Source organism: Halobacillus sp. ABD4_316, assembly GCF_056161385.1.
In genome coordinates this window covers 135,122-156,083 of sequence record NZ_JBSWZA010000004.1, presented here as the reverse complement: position 1 = coordinate 156,083, position 20,962 = coordinate 135,122, and the positions used below count along the sequence as shown (strand labels likewise).

27 protein-coding genes are annotated in these 20,962 nt (G+C 48.8%); 14 read left to right on the top strand and 13 right to left on the bottom strand.

The features are described from left to right. Positions 1-55: 55 nt before the first annotated feature. Positions 56-340, bottom strand: coding sequence for a metal-sulfur cluster assembly factor (locus tag ACXAJH_RS15940; protein ID WP_035531397.1), 285 nt, complete (start codon positions 338-340; stop codon positions 56-58). Positions 341-443: 103 nt separating this feature from the next. Next, the gene (locus ACXAJH_RS15935; protein ID WP_474909131.1) at positions 444-1,208 is read right to left on the bottom strand and encodes an alpha/beta fold hydrolase; all 765 of its coding nucleotides are present in this window, start codon (positions 1,206-1,208) and stop codon (positions 444-446) included. Between the two features lie 179 nt (positions 1,209-1,387). Between ACXAJH_RS15935 and ACXAJH_RS15930 the strand changes: the two genes are divergently transcribed. The 4 genes from ACXAJH_RS15930 (at position 1,388) to ACXAJH_RS15915 (ending at position 3,900) form a co-directional block, all read left to right on the top strand. Then, positions 1,388-2,206, top strand: coding sequence for a Cof-type HAD-IIB family hydrolase (locus tag ACXAJH_RS15930; protein WP_474909132.1), 819 nt, complete (start codon positions 1,388-1,390; stop codon positions 2,204-2,206). A gap of 95 nt (positions 2,207-2,301) precedes the next feature. After that, positions 2,302-2,448, top strand: coding sequence for a hypothetical protein (locus ACXAJH_RS15925; RefSeq protein ID WP_474909133.1), 147 nt, complete (start codon positions 2,302-2,304; stop codon positions 2,446-2,448). A 2-nt stretch (positions 2,449-2,450) separates the two neighbouring features. Further along, positions 2,451-2,657: a DUF3813 family protein gene (locus ACXAJH_RS15920; protein WP_027953513.1), complete on the top strand. Its 207-nt coding sequence runs from the start codon at positions 2,451-2,453 to the stop codon at positions 2,655-2,657. Between the two features lie 694 nt (positions 2,658-3,351). Further along, positions 3,352-3,900, top strand: coding sequence for a DUF6944 family repetitive protein (locus tag ACXAJH_RS15915; protein WP_474994529.1), 549 nt, complete (start codon positions 3,352-3,354; stop codon positions 3,898-3,900). Here the strand turns inward: ACXAJH_RS15915 and ACXAJH_RS15910 are convergent. Both ACXAJH_RS15910 and ACXAJH_RS15905 read right to left on the bottom strand, forming a co-directional pair. Next, positions 3,893-4,318: a hypothetical protein gene (locus ACXAJH_RS15910; RefSeq protein ID WP_474967846.1), complete on the bottom strand. Its 426-nt coding sequence runs from the start codon at positions 4,316-4,318 to the stop codon at positions 3,893-3,895. The genes ACXAJH_RS15915 and ACXAJH_RS15910 overlap by 8 nt on opposite strands. 15 nt (positions 4,319-4,333) lie before the next feature. After that, positions 4,334-5,161 (bottom strand): DUF2785 domain-containing protein, encoded by an 828-nt coding sequence (locus ACXAJH_RS15905; protein WP_474967845.1) that lies wholly within the window; start codon positions 5,159-5,161, stop codon positions 4,334-4,336. A gap of 134 nt (positions 5,162-5,295) precedes the next feature. On the opposite strand from ACXAJH_RS15905, the gene ACXAJH_RS15900 reads away from it, so the two are divergent. Then, positions 5,296-5,559, top strand: a complete 264-nt coding sequence (locus ACXAJH_RS15900; RefSeq protein WP_027953509.1) for a NifU N-terminal domain-containing protein — start codon at positions 5,296-5,298, stop codon at positions 5,557-5,559. 38 nt (positions 5,560-5,597) lie between these two features. Here the strand turns inward: ACXAJH_RS15900 and ACXAJH_RS15895 are convergent, their stop codons facing one another. After that, positions 5,598-6,512, bottom strand: coding sequence for a BsuPI-related putative proteinase inhibitor (locus ACXAJH_RS15895; protein WP_474994528.1), 915 nt, complete (start codon positions 6,510-6,512; stop codon positions 5,598-5,600). 61 nt (positions 6,513-6,573) lie between these two features. After that, the gene (locus ACXAJH_RS15890; protein ID WP_160834895.1) at positions 6,574-7,422 is read right to left on the bottom strand and encodes a YitT family protein; all 849 of its coding nucleotides are present in this window, start codon (positions 7,420-7,422) and stop codon (positions 6,574-6,576) included. A gap of 178 nt (positions 7,423-7,600) precedes the next feature. Here ACXAJH_RS15890 and ACXAJH_RS15885 point away from each other — a divergent pair, with 178 nt between their 5' ends. Together ACXAJH_RS15885 and ACXAJH_RS15880 are read left to right on the top strand one after the other, a co-directional pair. Then, complete coding sequence (locus tag ACXAJH_RS15885; RefSeq protein ID WP_474994527.1) at positions 7,601-8,461, top strand: DegV family protein; 861 nt, start codon at positions 7,601-7,603, stop codon at positions 8,459-8,461. A 618-nt stretch (positions 8,462-9,079) separates the two neighbouring features. Then, a complete protein-coding gene (locus tag ACXAJH_RS15880; RefSeq protein WP_474994525.1) occupies positions 9,080-9,934 on the top strand; it encodes a DUF4349 domain-containing protein in 855 nt (284 codons plus the stop codon). Between the two features lie 48 nt (positions 9,935-9,982). Here ACXAJH_RS15880 and ACXAJH_RS15875 read toward each other — a convergent pair whose 3' ends face one another. From ACXAJH_RS15875 to ACXAJH_RS15860, 4 genes are all read right to left on the bottom strand, one after another. Continuing rightward, on the bottom strand, positions 9,983-11,374 hold the full coding sequence (locus ACXAJH_RS15875) for an alpha-amylase family glycosyl hydrolase (RefSeq protein WP_474967840.1): 1,392 nt from the start codon (positions 11,372-11,374) through the stop codon (positions 9,983-9,985). Positions 11,375-11,536: 162 nt separating this feature from the next. Next, positions 11,537-13,378 carry an asparagine synthase (glutamine-hydrolyzing) gene (gene asnB / locus ACXAJH_RS15870; RefSeq protein WP_474994523.1) on the bottom strand — a complete coding sequence of 614 codons (1,842 nt, stop codon included), beginning with the start codon at positions 13,376-13,378 and terminating at the stop codon, positions 11,537-11,539. A 175-nt stretch (positions 13,379-13,553) separates the two neighbouring features. Continuing rightward, complete coding sequence (locus ACXAJH_RS15865) at positions 13,554-13,760, bottom strand: hypothetical protein (RefSeq protein WP_474967838.1); 207 nt, start codon at positions 13,758-13,760, stop codon at positions 13,554-13,556. A gap of 351 nt (positions 13,761-14,111) precedes the next feature. After that, on the bottom strand, positions 14,112-14,471 hold the full coding sequence (locus tag ACXAJH_RS15860; protein ID WP_027956494.1) for a YisL family protein: 360 nt from the start codon (positions 14,469-14,471) through the stop codon (positions 14,112-14,114). A 160-nt stretch (positions 14,472-14,631) separates the two neighbouring features. Between ACXAJH_RS15860 and ACXAJH_RS15855 the strand changes: the two genes are divergently transcribed. Next, positions 14,632-15,828: an ornithine--oxo-acid transaminase gene (locus ACXAJH_RS15855; RefSeq protein WP_474994521.1), complete on the top strand. Its 1,197-nt coding sequence runs from the start codon at positions 14,632-14,634 to the stop codon at positions 15,826-15,828. Positions 15,829-15,999: 171 nt separating this feature from the next. Here ACXAJH_RS15855 and ACXAJH_RS15850 read toward each other — a convergent pair whose 3' ends face one another. From ACXAJH_RS15850 to ACXAJH_RS15840, 3 genes are read right to left on the bottom strand one after another with little or no spacing between them, the layout of a single operon-like run. Continuing rightward, a complete protein-coding gene (locus tag ACXAJH_RS15850) occupies positions 16,000-16,503 on the bottom strand; it encodes a GDYXXLXY domain-containing protein (RefSeq protein ID WP_474994519.1) in 504 nt (167 codons plus the stop codon). Next, positions 16,500-17,699: a DUF2157 domain-containing protein gene (locus tag ACXAJH_RS15845; protein ID WP_474967834.1), complete on the bottom strand. Its 1,200-nt coding sequence runs from the start codon at positions 17,697-17,699 to the stop codon at positions 16,500-16,502. The genes ACXAJH_RS15850 and ACXAJH_RS15845 overlap by 4 nt, the downstream gene beginning before the upstream one ends. 15 nt (positions 17,700-17,714) lie before the next feature. Further along, on the bottom strand, positions 17,715-18,905 hold the full coding sequence (locus tag ACXAJH_RS15840; RefSeq protein ID WP_474991341.1) for a DUF418 domain-containing protein: 1,191 nt from the start codon (positions 18,903-18,905) through the stop codon (positions 17,715-17,717). An 85-nt stretch (positions 18,906-18,990) separates the two neighbouring features. On the opposite strand from ACXAJH_RS15840, the gene ACXAJH_RS15835 reads away from it, so the two are divergent. The 6 genes from ACXAJH_RS15835 to ACXAJH_RS15810 all read left to right on the top strand — a co-directional run bounded on the left by ACXAJH_RS15835 (position 18,991) and on the right by ACXAJH_RS15810 (position 20,922). Next, a complete protein-coding gene (locus ACXAJH_RS15835; RefSeq protein ID WP_474967832.1) occupies positions 18,991-19,212 on the top strand; it encodes a spore germination protein in 222 nt (73 codons plus the stop codon). 10 nt (positions 19,213-19,222) lie between these two features. Next, positions 19,223-19,450, top strand: coding sequence for a spore germination protein GerPB (locus tag ACXAJH_RS15830; protein WP_474967831.1), 228 nt, complete (start codon positions 19,223-19,225; stop codon positions 19,448-19,450). Between the two features lie 44 nt (positions 19,451-19,494). Continuing rightward, a complete protein-coding gene (gerPC, locus tag ACXAJH_RS15825; RefSeq protein WP_474971861.1) occupies positions 19,495-20,055 on the top strand; it encodes a spore germination protein GerPC in 561 nt (186 codons plus the stop codon). Then, entirely contained in the window at positions 20,052-20,279 is a 228-nt protein-coding gene (locus tag ACXAJH_RS15820) for a spore gernimation protein GerPD (RefSeq protein ID WP_474967829.1), read from the top strand. The genes gerPC and ACXAJH_RS15820 overlap by 4 nt, the downstream gene beginning before the upstream one ends. Then, complete coding sequence (locus ACXAJH_RS15815; RefSeq protein WP_474971862.1) at positions 20,272-20,640, top strand: spore germination protein GerPE; 369 nt, start codon at positions 20,272-20,274, stop codon at positions 20,638-20,640. The genes ACXAJH_RS15820 and ACXAJH_RS15815 overlap by 8 nt, the downstream gene beginning before the upstream one ends. Positions 20,641-20,703: 63 nt before the next feature. Further along, positions 20,704-20,922, top strand: a complete 219-nt coding sequence (locus tag ACXAJH_RS15810; RefSeq protein WP_027956504.1) for a spore germination protein — start codon at positions 20,704-20,706, stop codon at positions 20,920-20,922. Positions 20,923-20,962: the final 40 nt, after the last annotated feature.

The following is a 20,962-nucleotide window of genomic DNA, read 5'->3' as shown; positions in this document are numbered from 1 at the left end:
TTCACTTATGTAAAAAACCCTGCCGCATTTCATACGGCAGGGGCCTCACCTTTCATCAATCCGGAATTCCAAGAGCGATTTTCGCATAACGGCTCATGCGGTCCTTCGTCCAAGGTGGATTCCAAACAATGTTTACGGTAATCTCATTCAATTCAGGCAGATCAGCAAGTGCGCGCTTAACGTCCTGCTCAATGTGTCCTGCGAGCGGGCAGCCCATGGCAGTCAAGGTCATTGTCACCTTTGTGTCTCCGTTGTCTTCTATATCAACACCATAGACAAGACCGAGGTTGACAATATCAATGCCGAGTTCCGGGTCAATGACATTCTCAAGGGCGCCCATTGCGTTTTCTTCCAATGCAGTTGTACTCACTTAAGTTCCCCCTTTACAGTATTTCAAACTCTATTATAAACAAAATATTGGAGATAATAAAATAATCCCGCTGTTACAGCACAAGTTCCAGCCAATTGACCATTTCAACCATTCCGAACCGGCTCACTTTATGGTCCCGTCCCACTTCTCTCAGGAAACGGATATTTTCTGGATTTTTATACTGTTTGATCGCTTCATTATAGAAGTCGTACGAATGCTCAAACGGCACAACTGGATCGGCATCCCCGTGCCAGAAGAACAGCGGCCGTCCAAACAGCTTATCCATCTGTCTGGAAAGGTCGATGCCTGCCAGGGAATCATACATCTCATCCAGATCCTCCTGACTTAGAGGCACATGAAGACCTGCCTTCTCCGCTCCTTTGATGGTACGCTCTGCAAAATCCACAATTTTCGGTGACCCCATCATGACTGCTGACGCCTGGATCCATGGATACATCGTCAAAGCTGCGCTTGTCGTGATTCCACCCATGGATGTGCCTCCTACGCCGATACGACGGTCAAGAATCAGATCAAGGCGGTCAAGTTCATCCTTCAGATCCTGCAGATCCTTCAGGTTTTGATACACGATGTCCCAGAACTTCATATCCAGTTCCTTTTTTGAAAGGTCCTCTTCCCGCTCTCCGTGAAAGGCGCTGTCCGGCAGAACTACACGGAAGCCTTTCTGCGCGAGCATATAAGCCTGTGGAAGATTGTGCTCCTTTGCACTTGTGAAGCCGTGAAAATAAATGAATACAGGGAGCGGCTGGTCCTGTTTTTCTGTATCTACAATGGTAAGTGCTGGTACGTTTTTGTATGAATTACGGTATATCCCTATCATTGCGGCTGGTTCCTTTCTGATAATCTTTACTTGGCCTTAAGGCATGTTTAATAAAAACGGTCTATAATTTATCGTAACACTGCGGTTCTTGATTGGAAAGTGTTAGGTCATCAAGGAGGATATTCTTTACAATCCATTACCTGACCGATAAACTATACATACAAAATGAGGTGAATAGTATGAAACAGCATTTAATTGCATTGGATTTAGACGGTACTCTTTTGACTGACGAGAAAAAAATCAGTGAAAAAACGAAGGGCATCGTTCAAAAGGCCATGGATCAGGGGCACATCGTTGTCATCGCTACAGGCCGTCCACACAGAGCAAGCATCGATTTCTACCATGAACTTGGACTGGAAACACCGATGGTCAATTTCAACGGGGCCCTGATTCACCATCCTTCCGACCACCGCTGGGATGCGATCCATTCTCCTTTAGGGATCCGCACCGCACATAAAATCATTCATACCTGCCAGGAACTGGGCGTCAAAAACATCCTGGCGGAAGTGAAGGATCAAGTATACCTTGACCAATATGACGAAGATATTATGAGCATTTTCCAGACGAAAAATGATCCGATTACGGTCGGGCGTCTGCAGGCCAACTTGAAAGATGACCCGACTTCCATTCTCATTCATCCGGAAGAGGAAAAAATTAAAGCGATCCGTGCGGAACTGGATGAACACGCTGCGCTGATCGACCACCGCAAATGGGGCGCTCCCTATCACGTAATCGAAATCGTAAGGGCAGGGCTGAACAAGGCGGTCGGCCTGGATAAGATCTCCCGCTATTTCCACATTCCGCAGGACCGGATTATCGCATTTGGTGATGAGGATAATGATCTTGAAATGATCGACTATGCCGGAGTAGGCGTTGCTATGGGGAATGCGATCAACGAATTGAAGGACGTCGCCAATCACATCACCGGCACGAACGAAGAAGACGGCATCGGGGCGTTTCTCGATCAGTACTTGAGCCTCAATAAACGGGCGATCTAAAGGAAATGGTTTCCTCGGTTAAAACCACTGCTCTCTGCCATACTAAGCTTGAACGTGAAAGCGTTCAGGCTTTTTTATGACAGGAGGGTCTTGTCATGGAGCAGCGTAAGCAGGACAGCCGCAAAGACAACAGCCGGGTGGAAGTGCAGACATTTGACGAAAGCATCATGGAGCCGAAAAGGCTGACAGATGCAGATCGTAAACAAATGGAAAGCGACCGGCATACAGTAGGAGGGTTTTAACCATGGAGAAAAACCTTTTTGAAAATGCGCGCGATGCAGTCAACCGTTTCACCCAGCGTGGCGGAAGACATGATGCTACGAGCCAGCAGGATATGGAGGCGGCCAGACAAGCGATCCAATCTGCCTATAGCCAATGTTCACAACAGGAGAAACAACAGCTACAGCAGTTGGAGCAGCAGATGGAAGCCCATCATAACAACCTGCAGTAAATTTTTTATTCAGACCGGATTGATTTCCGTCTGTAAGGGGTATAACAGAAGTGCCCCCCTAATGATTTTCATAAAAAAGAAAAACACCCGTCCTGCGGGTGTTTTTCTCAGCTTGTAGAGAAACCTCTGTTTCTTTACAAGCTTTTTTCTTTCTTACCGCCAGGAGCGAAAGCCCCTTGGGAGTTCTTTAACATCGAACAAGACTCTCCTTCTCCCCGCTCACCTTTGCTGGATGGAGGAGAGTTTTTTTTATATTCCGGCAGGCAGCCGTATCAGCGGCTGTTCCTTCCCTTTTTCTTTTCCACGTAAGCGGCCATAGTGCAGCCCGTGCCGTTCGCTTGAATCTGCGAACCTGCGTAAGGCACAATCTCTCTCCTCTATATTCTAACGTCGGCACGAGAAGCGTTCGGTGGTGACGCCTGCGGGAAGAGCACGGGCCGAAGATCCACTTGGTCCAATGGGTTTCTTGACCATGTCAGCGGAGTCCGTGCCCGCGGCAGGCATCCACCGATAAGCGGAACGTGTCCCCCCAACACGACGTGCGGAGAACTCTGACTGGATAACACAGGCTTTTTCTTCGGACTGCCGGATTGAATTCCGGCAGTCCTTTTCATTGGGTTCCAAAAACTTCTGCACTTTTCCTGAAACCCCTCTCCCCCACTTGTATACAATAGCTGTAAGGAGGCGGAGAGAAATGGAACAGGATCAGACTTTCGGTTTATGGGTGACCGCTGCAGGGACAATCGCCTCGGCTGTGAGCATAACCATTGATAATGACGACCTCGATCTCATCGGTAATGTTCTGCAAGCATCCGGAAACGGGCTTGCTGCCAATGAAGACGCAACCTTTACACTCCGTACAGCCGGAAGCTTGATCCAGGCCTCGGGAAATACAGTCATCGTTTACAGCCTGCTCGCGCATCTGCCGGAAAACGAGGCGTTGTCCCTGGTCATCCAAGGAAATCTTTTACAGGCGCTCGGGGGAACCATCGCCTTTTCCGAAACTCTGAAAGACCCCTCCAGTCGTTTTTCCGTCTATACTTTGAACGGCCAGCTGATGGAAGTCATCGGAAATTCCATGCAGGCCGTCGGGTCAGGAAAAGAACGGCGCGGAGAGGAAGACCCGTCCCTCAACCTGATCGGCAGCTGGATCCAGGCCGGGGGAGCCGTTTTGTCCGCCCTGGCCGCTGAGGCAGCCCGCATTCACGAAAAAAAGACGGGGAAGACCCCGCCTTTTACGTAAAACGATCATAGGATTTTTTCAAGGTCACGGCATAAAGGACATGACCGAACAGCCAGAAGAGAACGGCGGATCCATCTGTTACCGGTGGCGTTTCCTTAAGTGCAAGGATGGTGAGCGGGACATACGTCAAGGCGGCAGGCGCTGTCAAAAGAGCCGCTGCCCGCCAATGGTTCCGGGACGTACTTTGGACCCGGTACATAAACAGCCACGCATACACCAGACCGATGATCCAGGATATGATCATATGAAAAAACCACTCCATAAGAACCGGCCAGTCAATACTTCCGAACCACGGAATAAAGTCTACGTTCATCAACAGCGTATACACTTTATCCCCCGTAATCTTCTCGACGAACCACATGTACAGGCCAAGGACAATGCCAGATGTCGTTCCGATAAACAGTCCCCATCGAATCATAGGCTTCCTCCAGGTTTAATAGGCTTCCTGCTTCCTAAGTTCCCTCAGAAGATTTTCTAAAACCTGTCGAAGCTCCCGGTAATCCCCTTCAAGCATACGGAAATACATCGCTCTCATGAAATGCTTGCTGTTGTTGATAATGATGTCTTCCTTAGGGTCCTGCCACCCGTCTCTTATATAAAGCAGGGTCTCCAGCCATTCCATCCGCTCCACATGGTCAATTTTACGGAACATCATCAATACAGCGGTGACCATTCTTTCTTCTTCATCAAAAAGGTAAGGCTGGTCGATGAGAAACTGCTCCCGGATGACGGGAAGCATATGGAGAATCTCCTCACGGGTCATTTCCTCACAGGCGGCTGCACTGTAAATGGCATCCGCTGCATGAGCCATGGCGTGAGCCCATCCCTTCCCTTCCACATAACCTCTGTGATCTTTTTCCTGCTGCATGTATTTCTTCAAATGCTCCCACACCCGGTGGACCTCCTCTTCCTTCAGGAAAGGAGCTTCCCTGTGCTTCTGCATAATGGGCGGAATCAGCAAAACGGAAAAGCTCCGCTTGAATACAGCATCTTCCTCCTGCTTGGACGTACCGATTCTGTAAAACAAATAATTTTTATTTAAGACGGACTGAAGTATATTTTTCAACTGGTCATTCGAATAATGACCACGCTCAATAAACGTTGTAAAAACGGAGTGGATCAGGTTATCTCTCAACTCAGGATGTACCGTTCCGATTTTCTGAAGCATCATCGTCGTCAATTCCTGCAGGTTCTGCCCCTCTGGAAGAGCATAATCGTTCTCTTTAATCGGCTGCAGAACTTCAATTAGTTTCGTTTCCATCTCCCACACCTCCTCAAACATTGCTCTCATTGTACCACAGATATTCCCATCCCACGCCTGATAACGTTTAGGAGTTTTGATTACAGGATTTTTTTGATAGAATAGTAGCAGATGGAACAGAGGAGGATAATCATATGGCTATACAAGTACAGGAAACACCCAATCCGAATGCACGCAAGTTCACGACGGAATCCATGATCTTTCAGGGGGACGGCAGTGTGTCCGTTATGCCCGGGCAGACGAGTGAGCACAAAATCATGAACGATCTAATGGAGCTGGACGGTGTCGATAACGTATTCGGCTTCCAAAACTTCATCACTGTGAACAAGCTTCCACAGGGAGACTGGGATGAGCTGACACCGAAAGTGAAAAGCACACTGGAAGAATACGGGTATTAAAAAACAGCCCTGCCGTTCTAAACGGCAGGGCTGTTTTTTTATTCGGTCGTTTGTACCTGTTCAAGAGGAATATAGTTCAGATGAATCGGACGCCCGTCGTCTGAACTTTCCTCAAATAAAATCAGAGTGACCATGCCGTAATCCGGCATATCCTCCTTCGGGATGGAAATATTGATCTCAAAAGGAGACCAGGAAGGAGCTCCCTCTTTGACTTTTACTGGTGTTGGGGATACCTGTACGTTATGACCGTCTTCCACACTGTAAAGGAAAGATCCTTCAGAAACGCGGGCTTCCCCTTTTACGACATACGATCCGTTATCTCCTGACACCGTCACTTTACGGAAAGCTTCCCCTTTGCCGTATTCCGCCTCTTTCAATCCGGTCTCATCCGTCTTTGCTTCCTCTTCGGTTACAGCATCCTTCCCTTCAAGGGTGAATGACTGGGTCACTTCAAAAGGATTGGCATCCAGCGGCTGATCGTTGATCGTATCCACAAGGAACGTCATCGTTGCCTCGTAGTCTCCCGGCTCAATATCAGCCGGCCACGTTTCAGAAGCCTCCAGAAGGCCTCCTGCTTCGACTTCCTCGGTCGTTAAGCCCTGCGCAAACATCTGATCCGCGGAGTAGGTATACACCACTTCTCCTTCTTTGTCTTTCACCTGGATTTCATACTTCTGACTTGAGGTGAAGCCCAGAATGACCGGGTCCTCCCCCGTATTCTTCAAGGAAAACTGAAACGAAACTTCTCCGGAGTCCACAACTACTTCCGCATCCATCACCATTTGTTCGATCAGGCCCTCCATATCAATTTCCGTCTGCTGATCCTCGGTCATCTCCTCGGATGCCGCTTCTTCGCTCTCCTCACCTTCCGCCTGTTTGACTTCCGATTGGTTCGAGCATCCTGCGGCAAATAAGAGCGCTATTCCGAAGATACCGGCTAGCACGTTTTTCATGACCCCCACTCCTCTTTATGCTATTTAATGTATTCGTCGTTTCAGAGGTGGAAAAGTTACATCATTGATCGTCTTTTCGGAAAAACCCGAAGATACCTGTCGTCTGAACGATGTTGGTAAAGGCTTTGGGATCCACATCCTGAATGATGTGCTGCAGGTCATAAAGCTCATAACGCGTAATGACCATGACGAGCATGTTTTTATCCTGCTGGGTAAACGCCCCGCGGGCAGGAAGTGTCGTAATCCCACGGACCATGTGACCGTGGATGGCTTTTTCAAGATCGGCTGCCCTGGATGTAATGATCATCGCTGTCAGCTTCTCATGACGTGTATGGATCGCATCAATCACCCTTGTTGTAACATACAGCGTAAGGAGTGTATAAAGGGCGTTCTCCGGTTCGTAAAGCACTCCGGCAATCACGATGATGGCACTGTTAATGATCAAGAAATAAATGCCGATCGGGCGGTCTTTCATTCTCGACAGAATCATCGCGATAATATCGAGACCTCCCGTGGAAGCCCCCCATTTCAAGGTGATACCAACACCTGTACCACCAATCACTCCCCCGAACACCGCATTCAGGATGATGTCTTCGGAGAGCTGCATCACAGGGATGACCTCAAGAAAGAACGTCGTAAAAGCAACAGAAATGGCACTATAAACGGTAAATCCTCTTCCTACTTTCATCCATCCTAAAATGGCTACAGGGATATTAAGTATGAATAAGAGCAGCCCGGTACTGACCGGAATGCCGGCGAAATCATTCAAGATACTCGTTAACAGCTGGGCGACACCTGTAAAACCGCTCGCATAAACGTTGGCTTCAATTAAGAACAAGTTCAGTGAAATCGCGTTCAAAACCGCACCGAACAAAACAATCAGAATCCTTTTTATTTCTACTGTAAACACCGAAAAACCTCCTAACCTCTATCATCTATTCATTTTTATCACCCGATGTAGGTAAAATCAAGTTAAACTTGAGGAAAATACCCTGATTTTGTCGAACGATGGTTCACTTTTTATTTTGACTATCCACAGGATTGTGCCTACACTTAACATACAAACTCTATGACAGTAGGTGACGCAGATGAACGTGCAGATTATTTGTGACTCGGCCAGTGACTTGAGCCGGGACACTGTTGAAAAGTATGGGATTATCTCCCTCCCTTTAAAAGTGATTATGAAAGACGAGGAATATGTGGATGGGGAGACGATTACCCCGAAGGATGTATACGACCGTATGCGCCAGGGGGATGCACCGAAAACGGCGCAAGTCTCTGCGCAGACATTCAGAGAAACGTTTACGGATCTTGCCGACAAGAACCAGCCTTTCATTTATTTCTCCTTCTCCTCCGAACTTTCCGGCACGTACCAGACGGCAAAAATGGTCGAGCAGGAAATCAAGGAGGACTATCCGGATGCCGTTTTTGAAGTGGTGGACACAAAGGCGGCCTCCCTCGGATGCGGTCTCATCGTTATGAGAGCCGCAGAAATCGCCCGTGAGGGAGCAGACCTTGAAACCGTTCTGGAAACAGGAACCTATCATGCAGAGCATATGGAGCACATCTTTACAGTCGATGACCTTGAATACCTTCAGCGCGGGGGCCGGGTGAGCCGGACAGCAGCTTTCGTCGGAGGACTGCTGAAAATCAAACCGCTTCTGCATATGGAGGGTGGAAAGCTGATCCCCCTTGAAAAAATTCGCGGATCCAAGAAAGTCATGAAGCGGATGCTTGAAGTCATGGAAGAGCGGGGACATGATTTGAATAACCAGCGTGTGGCCATCAGCCACGGAGACGATTTCGAAAGAGCCGGACAGCTGGCTGAAATGATCAAGGACCAGTTTGGAATATCCGATATTCACATCGATTATGTCGGTGCAACCATCGGCGCCCACTCAGGCCCGGGCACGATCGCTTTATTCTTCTTAAACGACACATATCAATAACTATTCCCTGAACGATGTAACCCTACTCCCTCTTTGCGCGTCTCATTTATAAAGACAGCCGGGGAGGCAGATGGGATTTACAGTTCCCTCCCCCTGTCCCACGCGATCGGGGGTTTTTCTTATAAAAAAAGCTCTGTTAAAGTCTGTTGTTGATATTTTAAACGATTACTAAATCGTCTCCATCTGGAATCAGGGGTCCGGTCCGTTATTACTCAGAGCGTGGGATGGCAGGGAAAACCGTCCGCTTTCCGCGGGGAACGATGAGCCTCCTCGGACTTCGGTTATGTCCTTTCTAACTCCCCTTCTTTGAAGAGGCGGCCTTGGGAATGGCGGGACTCCTGTGGGATGAAGGTACATCGTGAGACCCCGGAAGGCGCTGCCTGAGGAGGCTCACGGTACCCCACGGAAAGGGAGTCATTCCCAAGGCCGCCTCCTACAAATCCCATGACAGAAAGGGGTGATCTGAGCTCACATGTTACATAACAACACCAAGCAATAACAGAGCCTATAAAAAAAGCAGCATCCACGTTTTTTCTTTTTTCATTACTTCTCTTCCTTTTTACTGGCTGTCAAACAGACAGGGAAGGCTCAGAATCCCACGAAAATGAAGATACAGCGGTGGAACAGGATCAGACGACCGAGCCTTCCGATTCCGGACTTCAAGCCGACAGGGAAAACGGCAAAGCTGAGGAAGGGAGCAGTATCGGAGAGTTGATGTTGTATGAAGCTGTCCTCACTCTTGAAACCGATGATTTTAACTCTTACCAAACAAACATGAACAAAAGCATGAAGCAGTATGATGCGTACATGGTCGAAACATCCATTCAAAAAACAGCCAGCGGCGGGCGTGAAGGACACATCACTCTGCGAGTACCGCAGCCGTCGTTCACTCCTCTTCTTGACGCCCTTGAGGCCGCGGCAGACGACGTGAAGTCGAGAAACATCAGCAGCCGTGATGTCACCAGACAGTATGTCGATCTGGAAGCCAGATTAAAGACGAAGGAAGAAATTGAAGCCCGTCTCCTTGGATTTCTAGAAAAGGCCGGAGCCACTGAGGATTTGGTGCGTATCTCACAGGATCTGGAGCGGGTTCAGGGAGACATCGAGTCCTTGAAAGGTGAAATGAACTTCCTGGAAAACCAAAGCGAACATTCAACAATCACTTTGATGATCAAGGAAACAAACCTCTCTGTACCTGAAAGTGCGTCACTTCATACAGGAGAACGTATCAAACAGGCGTTTTTCCGTTCCTTGAACGGACTGCTCCTGGGCAGCGGTAGGACTCATTGGGTACGCTCCCTTTGTCGTTCCACTTCTGGTGGTCGGCGCATGGTTGATTCTCAGATATCGCAGACATTCCAGAAAAAACAAATAAAAAAAGCGTTCCAGCAAGCTGGAGCGCTTTTCATTCCCAGGCTGTCGAAAAAGTTGTCGACAGCCTTTTTTGTGGACTCGTTTCCCCATATGGTTTGAGCCCGTACCCGAGGCAGTCCCCGTCGATAAGTGGATCCACCAGAAGGTCTATGCTTTTTCAGACGAACGGCTTTTTCGGCTCAAGATGATAACCGCCACGGTAAACAGAAGCAGAACGCCCCCGACAAAGCCGATGAACAGCCAGTTATAGCCGCTGTTCTCTTCAATGATGAATACATCCGCCGTTTCCCTGTCCATAGCCAGGCGGTACGTCCCATCCGACTGTTCCCGTACCACTCCGTCCTGGAGAAGGCCGCGCAGCTGGAGGCCGCTGTCCAGGTGATCCAGCTCTGCTGTTTTCGTTTCTGCCGCATTGTTGATGGCAACAATCAGCGACTCTTCTTCGTCCCTGCGCTCGAAAACGATCAGCCCGTTGTCGTTATATAACTCTTCATATCCTCCCCGGGTCATCGCCGGGTATTGGTCCCGCATCGACGTTAATTTTTCAATCCGCTGCTTTAACTCCTCATTTCCGGCTTTCACATTGATCATCGGTACCGTTTCAGGGTCCCCTCCATCATCCAGCGGCGTTTCCGATCCGTAATACACAACAGGAACGCCTGGTGTTGTAAAAAGATAGGTAAGGCCGAGACGCCAGCGGGTAATGGGGTTCTGCCCGTTTTCAACCGCCTCATGTGTAAAGCGGCCGGTAAAAGGGCCGTCGAGCTGCTGGACACCGGTTGCCGATGATGCGATGCCTGCTACAGCACCCGGAGCTTCGAAGACGTTCCTGATCTGCTCAGGAAGATCCCCTGCCTCTTCCAGGCTGGTTGTATAAAGAACAGAATCCTTCTCCTCCATCATCTCTACACCCGTTTGTGATATAACGTGGAAGCCGTCTACTCCCGCTTCTTCCTCCCAGAACTCCATCGTTTCCTCCATGTAAGCAGCGGCTGCTTCCTTTTCCATGTTCAGCTGCGGAAGATCGTCAAGCCATGACAGAGGCGCATCTGTCACACCTTCCTTCAACCAGCTGCTTTTCGTATCGTCTTCGAGCCACGGATGTTCAGCAGCTGTGAACAAAGGAAGATCAAGCACCACTTTCAGGTCACGATCATGAGCTTCCTGGACGAACGCTCTCATTTCCTTCATCGTCCCGAGCTGTTCCTCGACAGCCTGGAAGTCTGTGACCCAGAAGCCATGAAATCCTCCAGGCGCATTGGCCATCACCGGGGACAGCTGGATTTTCGTAAAACCAAGTTCCTCTATGTAATCCAATTGGCTGGTCAGACCTGCAAGATCCCCGCCTTGATAAGCCTGCGGGTCTTCAATGTCCACTTGTTCATCGTTGCTGCGGTCGCTGTTGAAAAAGCGGTCCACCGCGATATAATACACACTCTCGTCCTGCCACCTGCGCTCTTCTCCTTCGACAGCTGTGGAAACCATGCTGTTTAAAAGGAAAAAAGAAAGAAGCAGAAGGATCCCTGCTGCCTTTTTCATATTCCGTCCTCCCTCGACCTGAAAAACACTCCTCTCTAAGGGTACCGCTTTCATAACTGCACCGTCAATCCTGTGTTTACGGAGAGAAGAATTGAAAATCCAGCGGCAGACCAAAAACCTGTGCGGTGTTTTTCAACACCGCACAGGTTTGGCTGCTCATCCCTAGAGCTGGACACGATATGTTCTGAACCAGTGATCGATCTGACAGAGGTGAGCAATCAGCTGCGGACCCGTCATCAGCTGACCGAACCACGGCGTATCCATCGACTTCCCTTCGCTTTCTTTCAGCTTTCTTACTTGATCACGATCAAACAATTGAAACAACGGAGCACGCTCATCGGTCAGAATATCATCCATCCACCGGCAGACAGCCCGGGTATAGTCAGGGTGGAAGGTTTTCGGATACGGATTCTTCTTCCGGAACAGCACCCGGTCAGGAAGGATGCCGCGCAGCGCCTGGCGGAGGAGTCCTTTTTCCTGATCGTTATGAAACTTCATGCTCCACGGCACATTCCACACATACTCCACCAGTCTGTGATCGCTGAAAGGAACGCGGACCTCAAGACTGGCTCCCATGCTCATCCGGTCTTTCCGCTCCAGCAGCGTCTGCATAAACCAGTTCATATTCAAATACGACATCTGTCTGTGCTTCTGCGCATCTTCACTTTCGCCATCAAGCAGCGGTGTCTCGGCGATGGTTTCGTTATAACGCTTCAGCATATACCATTCAACATCAATGTCGCCTTTTAAATCACCCCGGACCAGCCGGTTTCTTTCATCCAAGGACCGGATCCACGGGAAACCCTTCCGCTCTTTATCTTCTTTCCTGTAAAACCACGGGTAGCCTCCGAAGATTTCATCGGCGCATTCCCCCGACAATGCGACCGTCACATGTTTTTTTATTTCTTCACAAAACCAGAGAAGAGACGAGTCCACATCCGCCATACCTGGAAGATCGCGCAGCTCTACGGCCTGTTTCAACCGGTCCATCAAATCATCCGTAGCGGCTTCCATCACCGTATGGTCTGTCTGATGCTGCTGACTGACCAGCTGAATAAAAGCTTCATCCCGATCCGGCTGGAAGGCATTTTTCTTAAAAAAGCGGGCCTGGTCCTTATAATCAATGGAAAATGTCTGCAGCGTCCCCCTTTGATTCTGCTTATACATGTCGGCGGCCACTGCTGTGATGGCACTGGAATCCACACCGCCCGACAAAAAGGTGCCGAGCTTCACATCTGAAACGAGCTGCCGTGTGGAAGCATCCATAAAAAGCTCTCGGACTTTTTCCACCGTCTCATCAAATGTATGTTCATGCGGGGCACTCTTCACATTCCAGTACCGTTTCACGGCAAGCTTTCCTTTTTCAAAAAGAGCCCAGTGCCCCGGACGGATTTCCTGAATGTCCTTGAACACGCCCTGCCCCGGGGTACGGGAAGGTCCGAGCGATAAAAGTTCATGCACACCGGATCGGTCAAGGACAGGGTCCACTTCAGGATGAGCAAGAATAGCTTTCATTTCTGAAGCATAGAGCAGTCGATCCCCTTGATGACTGTAAAAGAGCGGCTTCACACCGAGACGGTCTCTGGCAAGAAACAACCGCTTCCGTTTCGTTTCCCATACGCTGAAAGCAAAAATGCCATTCAAATGGTCGACACAGTCTGGTCCCCACTCTATATAGCTGATGAGCAGCACTTCTGTGTCTGAATGGGAAGCGAAGCTCCATCCTTTCGATTTTAAGACCGCGCGGATGTCTTCTGTATTATAAAGTTCTCCGTTATAGCATAGAACAAACTGTTCATCCCTGGCGGTCCGGACCATCGGCTGCCTGCCTCCATCAGGATCGACAACAATCAAGCGTTGATGACCGAAGGCGGCAGATTCGTGTATCCATGTTTGATAATCATCCGGACCGCGGTGTCTGAGTGTATCCGCCATACGGTCCAGTATAGAAGCTTTCCCCTCTGTCCGGGAATCACTGTCCACCCAACCGACAATTCCACACATCCTGCTTCACCATCCTTTTTCTAACAGAAGTCTTTCGATAAAACATCCATGATGACTCACTATATGAAGGATCACAGACTTCTATGAAAAAGGCTGTGGTAAACTTCAGGGTTGATATTCCACCTGAAAAATAACCCTCCTCTCACTGGCTTGTATATAAAGATTATGAATGATTTCATGTCTCCCCGTTTTTTTGATTGTATCTAAACTGTTTAATGGAAAACTTAATTATGTAGTAAACAGACCCTATAACCAGCACTAAACATGCTGAAAAACTTAAAGTCATCAAAAATCCCCCCACAGCAGTTTGGAAGACATTATTTAGAATGAAGGTCACAGCCGCAAAAACAATCGTTAAAATCAAAAAAGTTTTTTTATTCATCTACTCCCTCCTTATTTTTCAAAAACACGAAAGCCATTTAAATCCTGACCCTTGATTGGTATGGCTTTATAAATCGCCCGAAGTCTGTACCCCATACATTTTGGGATGAAAGTTTTTGAGCAATCCATTTGTCTGTCACTAAGAAATGTTCGCAGCCTTTATTTCAACATTGACTTTTAACATAGCCAAAGAAAAAGGAATAAACCTGTTGACACCGGGAATGATAATCATTATCATTGTATATGTAAACAACATCCGTTATCCCCCAAGTAGCGGACATAAGAAACAGAATTGAAGCCCCCTTCTACCTATAAAAAACGCTGCATGCGATTCGCGCATGCAGCGTCATTTTTATGCAGGTAAAATGCCCGCGCCAAGAAATCCGAAGCCGAGTACAAGAGCAATGACCGCAGCAACGAGCAGCTGTCCCCACCAGATCGCAGCCGGTTTCTTTTTCTTATATTTCACGCAGACCATTTCCATTGCGGCGATTGCCCAGAGCCCTACGAGTACTTTTATGATAATCATAGCTCCGTACACGGAGTAGCTGGCAAACAATGAACCGCCGGAGTACAAGATCAACAGATAGAAGACCCGCAGAATCATATGCGAAATCTTCGCTGCTTTTTCTCTTCCTCCCCGTGCAAAAGTCGTCACAAGGGCGACAAGCACAAAAGCGATTACCCAGGAAGTAATATGTAAGTGCGCCATAATGGTTTCTCCTCCTTTTCTATCCATCTACCGCTATGATACCACGACTGGCTTCCACTTTCCTATTCAAAACTAAGACGGATAATTTTTTCAATAGTACGAAAAACAGGGCATAACCTGTTATAATGATTGGAGATTGAATAGAAATGGGAGGGATCACATGTCTGTTATAAGCAGTCAAAACATTATCGACCAGACACAGGAATACGGGGCCAAAAACTACCATCCACTGCCGATCGTTATTTCCAAAGCGGAAGGCGTATGGGTGGAAGATCCGGAAGGGAACCGCTATATGGATATGTTAAGCGCTTACTCTGCCGTCAACCAGGGCCACCGCCATCCAAAGATCATCCAGGCTTTAACCGATCAAGCCAGCCGCGTGACCTTGACTTCACGCGCTTTCCATAATGACCAGCTCGGCCCTTGGTATGAGAAGATCTGTAAATTGACGCATAAAGATATGGCACTTCCGATGAATACAGGAGCTGAAGCTGTTGAAACCGCGATTAAAGCAGCAAGACGCTGGGCTTATGATGTCAAAAAGGTGGATGAAAACCAGGCGGAAATCATCGCCTGCACCGGCAACTTCCATGGCCGGACGATGTCAGCTGTGTCCTTGTCTTCTGAAACTGAATATAAACGCGGCTTCGGTCCGATGCTTCCAGGTATTAAGCTTGTGCCTTACGGCGATATTGACGCGTTGAAAGAAGCCATCACAGAAAATACAGCTGCCTTTCTACTTGAGCCGATCCAGGGAGAAGCAGGCATTGTGATGCCTCCGGAAGGATTTCTTAAAGAAGCATACGATGTGTGTAATGAGGAGAATGTCTTGTTTATTGCGGATGAAATCCAGGCCGGCCTCGGGCGGAGCGGTAAAATGTTCGCCTGCGACTGGGAAGGTGTGTCTCCCGATATGCTCATTCTCGGCAAAGCCCTTGGAGGCGGTGTATTCCCCATCTCCTGTGTTGTTGCCAATAAGGATATCCTCGGTGTCTTCAATCCAGGATCCCACGGCTCGACGTTCGGCGGCAACCCGCTTGCCTGTGCGGTATCAACCGCCTCGCTTGAAGTGCTTGAAGAAGAGAAACTGGCAGAGCGTTCCCTTGAACTCGGTACGTACATGATGGAAGAATTAAAGTCCATCGACAATCCAAAAATCAAGGAAGTACGCGGCAAGGGACTGTTTATTGGTGTAGAAATGACCGAACCTGCCCGTAAATACTGTGAACAGTTAAAAGAGAAAGGTCTTCTCTGCAAGGAAACGCATGAAAATGTCATCCGCTTCGCTCCTCCACTTGTGATCCAAAAAGAGGATTTAGACTGGGCGATCGAGCAGATCAAAGCTGTTCTTGCTTAATCAAAAAAACCTCCCCGTTGGAACGGGGAGGTTTTTTGGTTATAGAGAAGCTCGGTCCATTTCCTTTCCACGGAGAGCGTTCAGTGATGAGGCCGTACCCGCGGCAGGCATCGACCGATACGCGGCACGTGATCATCCCGACCATTCAAGCCCTTCCGCATTATTCAGCGTTTAATCCAAGGAGACAATTTTTTTCTGATTCCACGGAGCGAGCACAATGGTTACGAGCCGTTCTTCCTCCTGCTCCCACATCCGCCCCGTATTTTCTTCAATATAATAACGGTTCAGCCCGATATCCACGTGATGGATGGAGGCACGCTCATCTTCCCACAGGTAACGTGCTGCCAGCACGACCTGCCCCTCTTCAGAATCAGGCCGTTCCACACCTGCCTTCTGCAGTTCATAGATGCCGCCTTCAACCGCTTCAAGAAGAAGAAAGACCTTCGCTCCCCTGTCCGGAGCCTTTTTCCCCTGCCACTGGTCTTCGGAAATTTCTTCGATCTCATAACCGAGCTCCACATAATATCCGTAAAAAGGGTCGCGCGGATCCACAGGAGCTGTTTTCAGCACCACTTTTTCTCCTACAACGTCCATCGCATAATAACCACCAGCCATCAGAAGGAGAAACAAAACCTGAACGGATACAAGTCCATAAAACCACCACTGCTTCTTCACTCTTCCTCTCCCTCCTTACGGAACGACCGGCGTTTCTTTTCCAGCCCATAACTGAGGCCGAATAATAAGAGACCTCCGACGAAAAAGAAGACAGAACGGTCCATAAAGTCCCAGGCCAGCTGGAAATAAGCAGCCAGTGTCGTGAGCAGGAAGGCCGCTGTTCCTTTGTTCACCCAGCGCCGCACTTCCTGCTGGTAGCCGGAAACAAGCCATAACACGGCATAGACGAACAGGACGATCAGCGAGAAGAGATCTCCTGATGGAAAACGGAAAACAGGTATAAACAACAGCAGATCAATCCAGTAATAATTGGTCGTACTAAGAGCCGAACGTACAACAGCAAAAACAAACAGAACTGCCCAGATGAGAAAGAAGTAAAGGGAAGATTCCGTTAACGTTTCAGCGTATCCATCGCCAAGGAAGAAAATCTGCAGAAAAAAGACGGCGAACATGAAGACGACTGCTGATGTTTTCCATATTCTCGTCTGACCTTTTTGGATGATAAAGTCATCAGCGATATAAAGGGCCATCGATACGACGATCAGCCAGTAGTACGGATATCCGCCGCTGAAGACCAGGACAAGGGCCTGGATGTAATAGGAAGCAGCGAACACTCCGGCAAACGGAAGAGAGCGTGTCACGTAGACCGCCCATCCAAGACCCACAAGCAGCAGAAAGCCGAGCCACAGGTAAAAGTCCTGAAAAACAAGACCGCTGTAAACCTGTCCGGCGGTTAGGATCACAGCCGCTGCGTAATAAAACAAGCTTTCTCTCATAATGTAGTACAATCCTGCCGCGGCCATGGACCACAGCAGAAACGGAGACGCACTGAAAGCCGTATAATGATACATCTGGCCGATCAGGAAAATAGCTGCACCGAAAATGAGCAGCGCTGTCAAGATAAGACTGGAACCGACTCGGGCGGATTTCTTCCTGTACACCCTTTCCCCTGCCACGTAAAAAGCGGACATGGACAAGAGAAGAACCGCCAGGCGCCCCCAATCAGCCAGGTAGGACCAGTTGGATGCCGTAAAAGTAAGAAAGCCAAGACCGATGAATAAAGCAGCAAAGGTGAGCAGAACCGGTTTATATTGTTTTTCAGGGTAGTGCTCCAACAGCTTTTCCCGCTGGGCTTCCGTAATGATCGCTTCTTCCACCCACCACTCACTTTCTTTCAGCAGTTGATTACGCTTCAAATTCTCCGCCTCCTGTTAAGAAACCGCCTTTTTCCGGCGTTTATTCGGCTGCTTCTGTCCGTAGGTGAGCGTCCGCCACAGCCATTCCAACGGACCGTACCGGTAGTTTTTCAGCCAGAACCGGCTGAGGAATACTTGAACGATGTAAAACAGGATAACAATCCCCATACTTGCTGCAGGCGACACTTGACCGTACAACCCGAAGCCGGCGGAATAGAACAGCACAAAGCAGAAAACGGACTGCAGAATATAATTGGACAACGACATCCGTCCCACCCATACCAACGGGGAGGCCAGTCTGGCACCCATTTCCGTGCGGAACAATAGAGTAATAGATAAGACGTAAAAAATAGCGGAAGCAGAGCCCCCGGCACCGTCCTGCATAAGGCCGAACCACAACGGATTCCCATAGAAGTGAGGACCGGCTTTCAACGTGACAAACAGAATGCCTGTAACCACCCACACCTTAAGGATCGTACTCCTGTGGGCGTCCGGCTCATGAAGCCACCGCTTCCGGCACACATACATGCCTAATAGAAACATCGGCACAAGACTCAGCACTAAAAATGGAAGATTGCCGATGGCATTGGCATACTGCCAGTCTGTAAGGTTCTGCTGCCAGATATCAAACAGAGAACCATTCCCATAATGGCTCAACGCGCTCTCAATCGCGGGACGATTCACAGAGCCCTGAAACTGTCCCCGGGTCACGTAAAGGGCAAGCGTAAAAGGAAGCGTGAGAATCCCGAGCAGACCGAATGCCCAGCCAAGCAGAAATCCGGGAGACACTTGAAAAAAGACCGGCAGGATAAGCCCGAGCACCCCGTAGCTGAGCAGGATATCTCCGTGCCAGATTAAAAACGCGTGCACCATTCCGAAACCAGTTAAAACGAAAAGCCGTCTGTAAATGACCGGCATATACGGAATCCCTTTTTCCTCGAGCCGGTCCTTCATCATCTGAATCCCAAACCCGAACATAAAGGAAAACAAGGTGTAGAAACTGGCTTGGAAGAAAATATCCACGATACTCTGAACCGTCTGGTCCACCGAAGAGGACCAGAATTCCTCCTGCCCGCCGTATAGGAAGTACGGGGCGTTAAAGGCCGGGACGTTCACCATGAAAATCCCGAGGATCGCCAGGCCCCTGGCGGCATCAATCCAGTTCAGCCTTCCTGAATCCCCGAGGGGAGACGCTTTTGTATTCATATGTATTCCTCCTCTGACCTTTATTTTACTTTTCTTACGTTATTTAAACAACGAGGTTTCATAAGATATAGAAAGGAGTTTTTCTATGCCTGCCAAAGTAGGAGCTGTCAAAGTCATCTCTCTTTCGTCTTCGAGCATCTTCAATATCGGTGATGTGTACTATATGGCGCCTCAAGCGGCCGCCAAGACCTTTGCCGGCGGCGGTTCCTTCAACACTGGCGACGGCATCCGCATCCACATCAACCGGTCGGATACGTTCGTCAATGACTCTGAAAATATCGATCAGCCTATTATAGGGAATGCGTAGGAGGAATGTTATGAACATAACCGTACATCAATCGATTTACATTCACGTATTGAGAATCGGCAGTGTCGCCAACTCTTCCGTCGTTCAAATTGGAAGCTCCGGGGTGATTCAGTCAAAATCAGAACTGTACAATTCCGGTGGATACACGGCACCTGGAAAGAAAGCGCAGCCGGAAGACGGGGAGGTATCTATCCCTGAATTCGGACCTGGAACACTCGTCCCTCTTTCGATAACATAGCTGTCCTCTTTTTTTCATAGGATGGTACAGGGAGGTGAGTGGAGTTGAACCCGTATTATTCCTGGCAGGCATGGGTGGACCAGATGATGAAGCAGATGGAACAGCAGCAGCAAATGATTGATCAGCTGCAAAAGAAAATCGATCAACTCCAGTCCGCAGAACCCCCTGCAAAAACCGTCATTGAAAAAATTGAGTACCACTTTGATCAGCTTAAAATTGAAACCCTCGAAGGAACGCTTCAGATTGGTCTGACCCCGGGCGGCAGCGACCTTTCCGACATCGGGGATCTATACAACGGGCAGGGACAGCATCCTCAACTGCCTCAAACGGATGAGCAGTCCCTTCATTTTCTGCACGAATATATGGTTTCGGATATTCCCGGCTGGATGAACCAGTACTGCCGGGATCATGAAAGGGAGATTTCCGACGCTCACAAAGAGCGGATGATTGCCGACATAAGGAAGCAGCTGCCTCAGCGTCTTGAATATTACCGGAGTGAAAACCCGGAATCACCGCCGGAGAAGATCTTCCATCAAGTGAAGGCGGAGATTCAGCATTCCATTGCCCAGTATCTCGATAACCTCGAAGGAGATGGTCAAGGATGAATCATATCGTCCACAATTACGGGCTGCATGTAGGAAACATCCATGTTACAGGGGTCGCAGCCTCTTCAGTCTTCTTGATCGGTGATAACAAAACCATACGTCTGCAGTCTTTTTTTGATACGCCACCGGAATCTTTGATTATCGGACCGTTCGAAGAAGTGGATGCTGAAGCCGATGCCGGCTTAGAAACAGAACGAGAGGATGAGCATCCGGCCGATGATTAAACGGATGGTCTATACGAACGATATCGAAATTCAATCGCTTGCGATCGGCTCCATCGCTGATATCGGTGATGTGTATAAAGCTTCGCCAAATTCGCGCGTGCTGGCTGTGCAGAAAGAAGGACCTGCGTTCGAAGAAGACGTATTTCAGTTTGATGATTTTTCCATTTTCTCTTTAAAAAGCCCTCCCCCTCCCCTTCCTCTGAATGTAGAAACGTTCACGTTTCAAAACAATCCGATCATCATCCATAACGTAAGAGTCGTCGGTGTATCAACGGCGGGGATTTTTCAAACCGGCGGGATCGACCATATCGATGCGCTCAGTTATACGAAACACTTCCGAATCCTAAAGGATGAACCATAACCTGCACGACTGCATAGGTTGTTGGTATATGGCTTGAACCGTACATGAAAAGGAGGCACTGCTATGCCTGCGATTGTCGGTCCGATCAGCATTAACAGCGTAGGAGGTGGGGTCGTCAACTTCGGAGACTCGTTTTATTTATCTCCTAAAGCGACGTCCAAAACAAATGCCGGATCCGGAGCATTGAATACTGGCAACTGGATTATTACCAACAATGGACTCAGCTCCACGAACCCCTTTGATCCGGACATTGCCGACCAGAATATTACAGCCAACGCCTGAAGCGGCACCTGTGGAAACAGGGGCTGCTTTTTTTCAGACA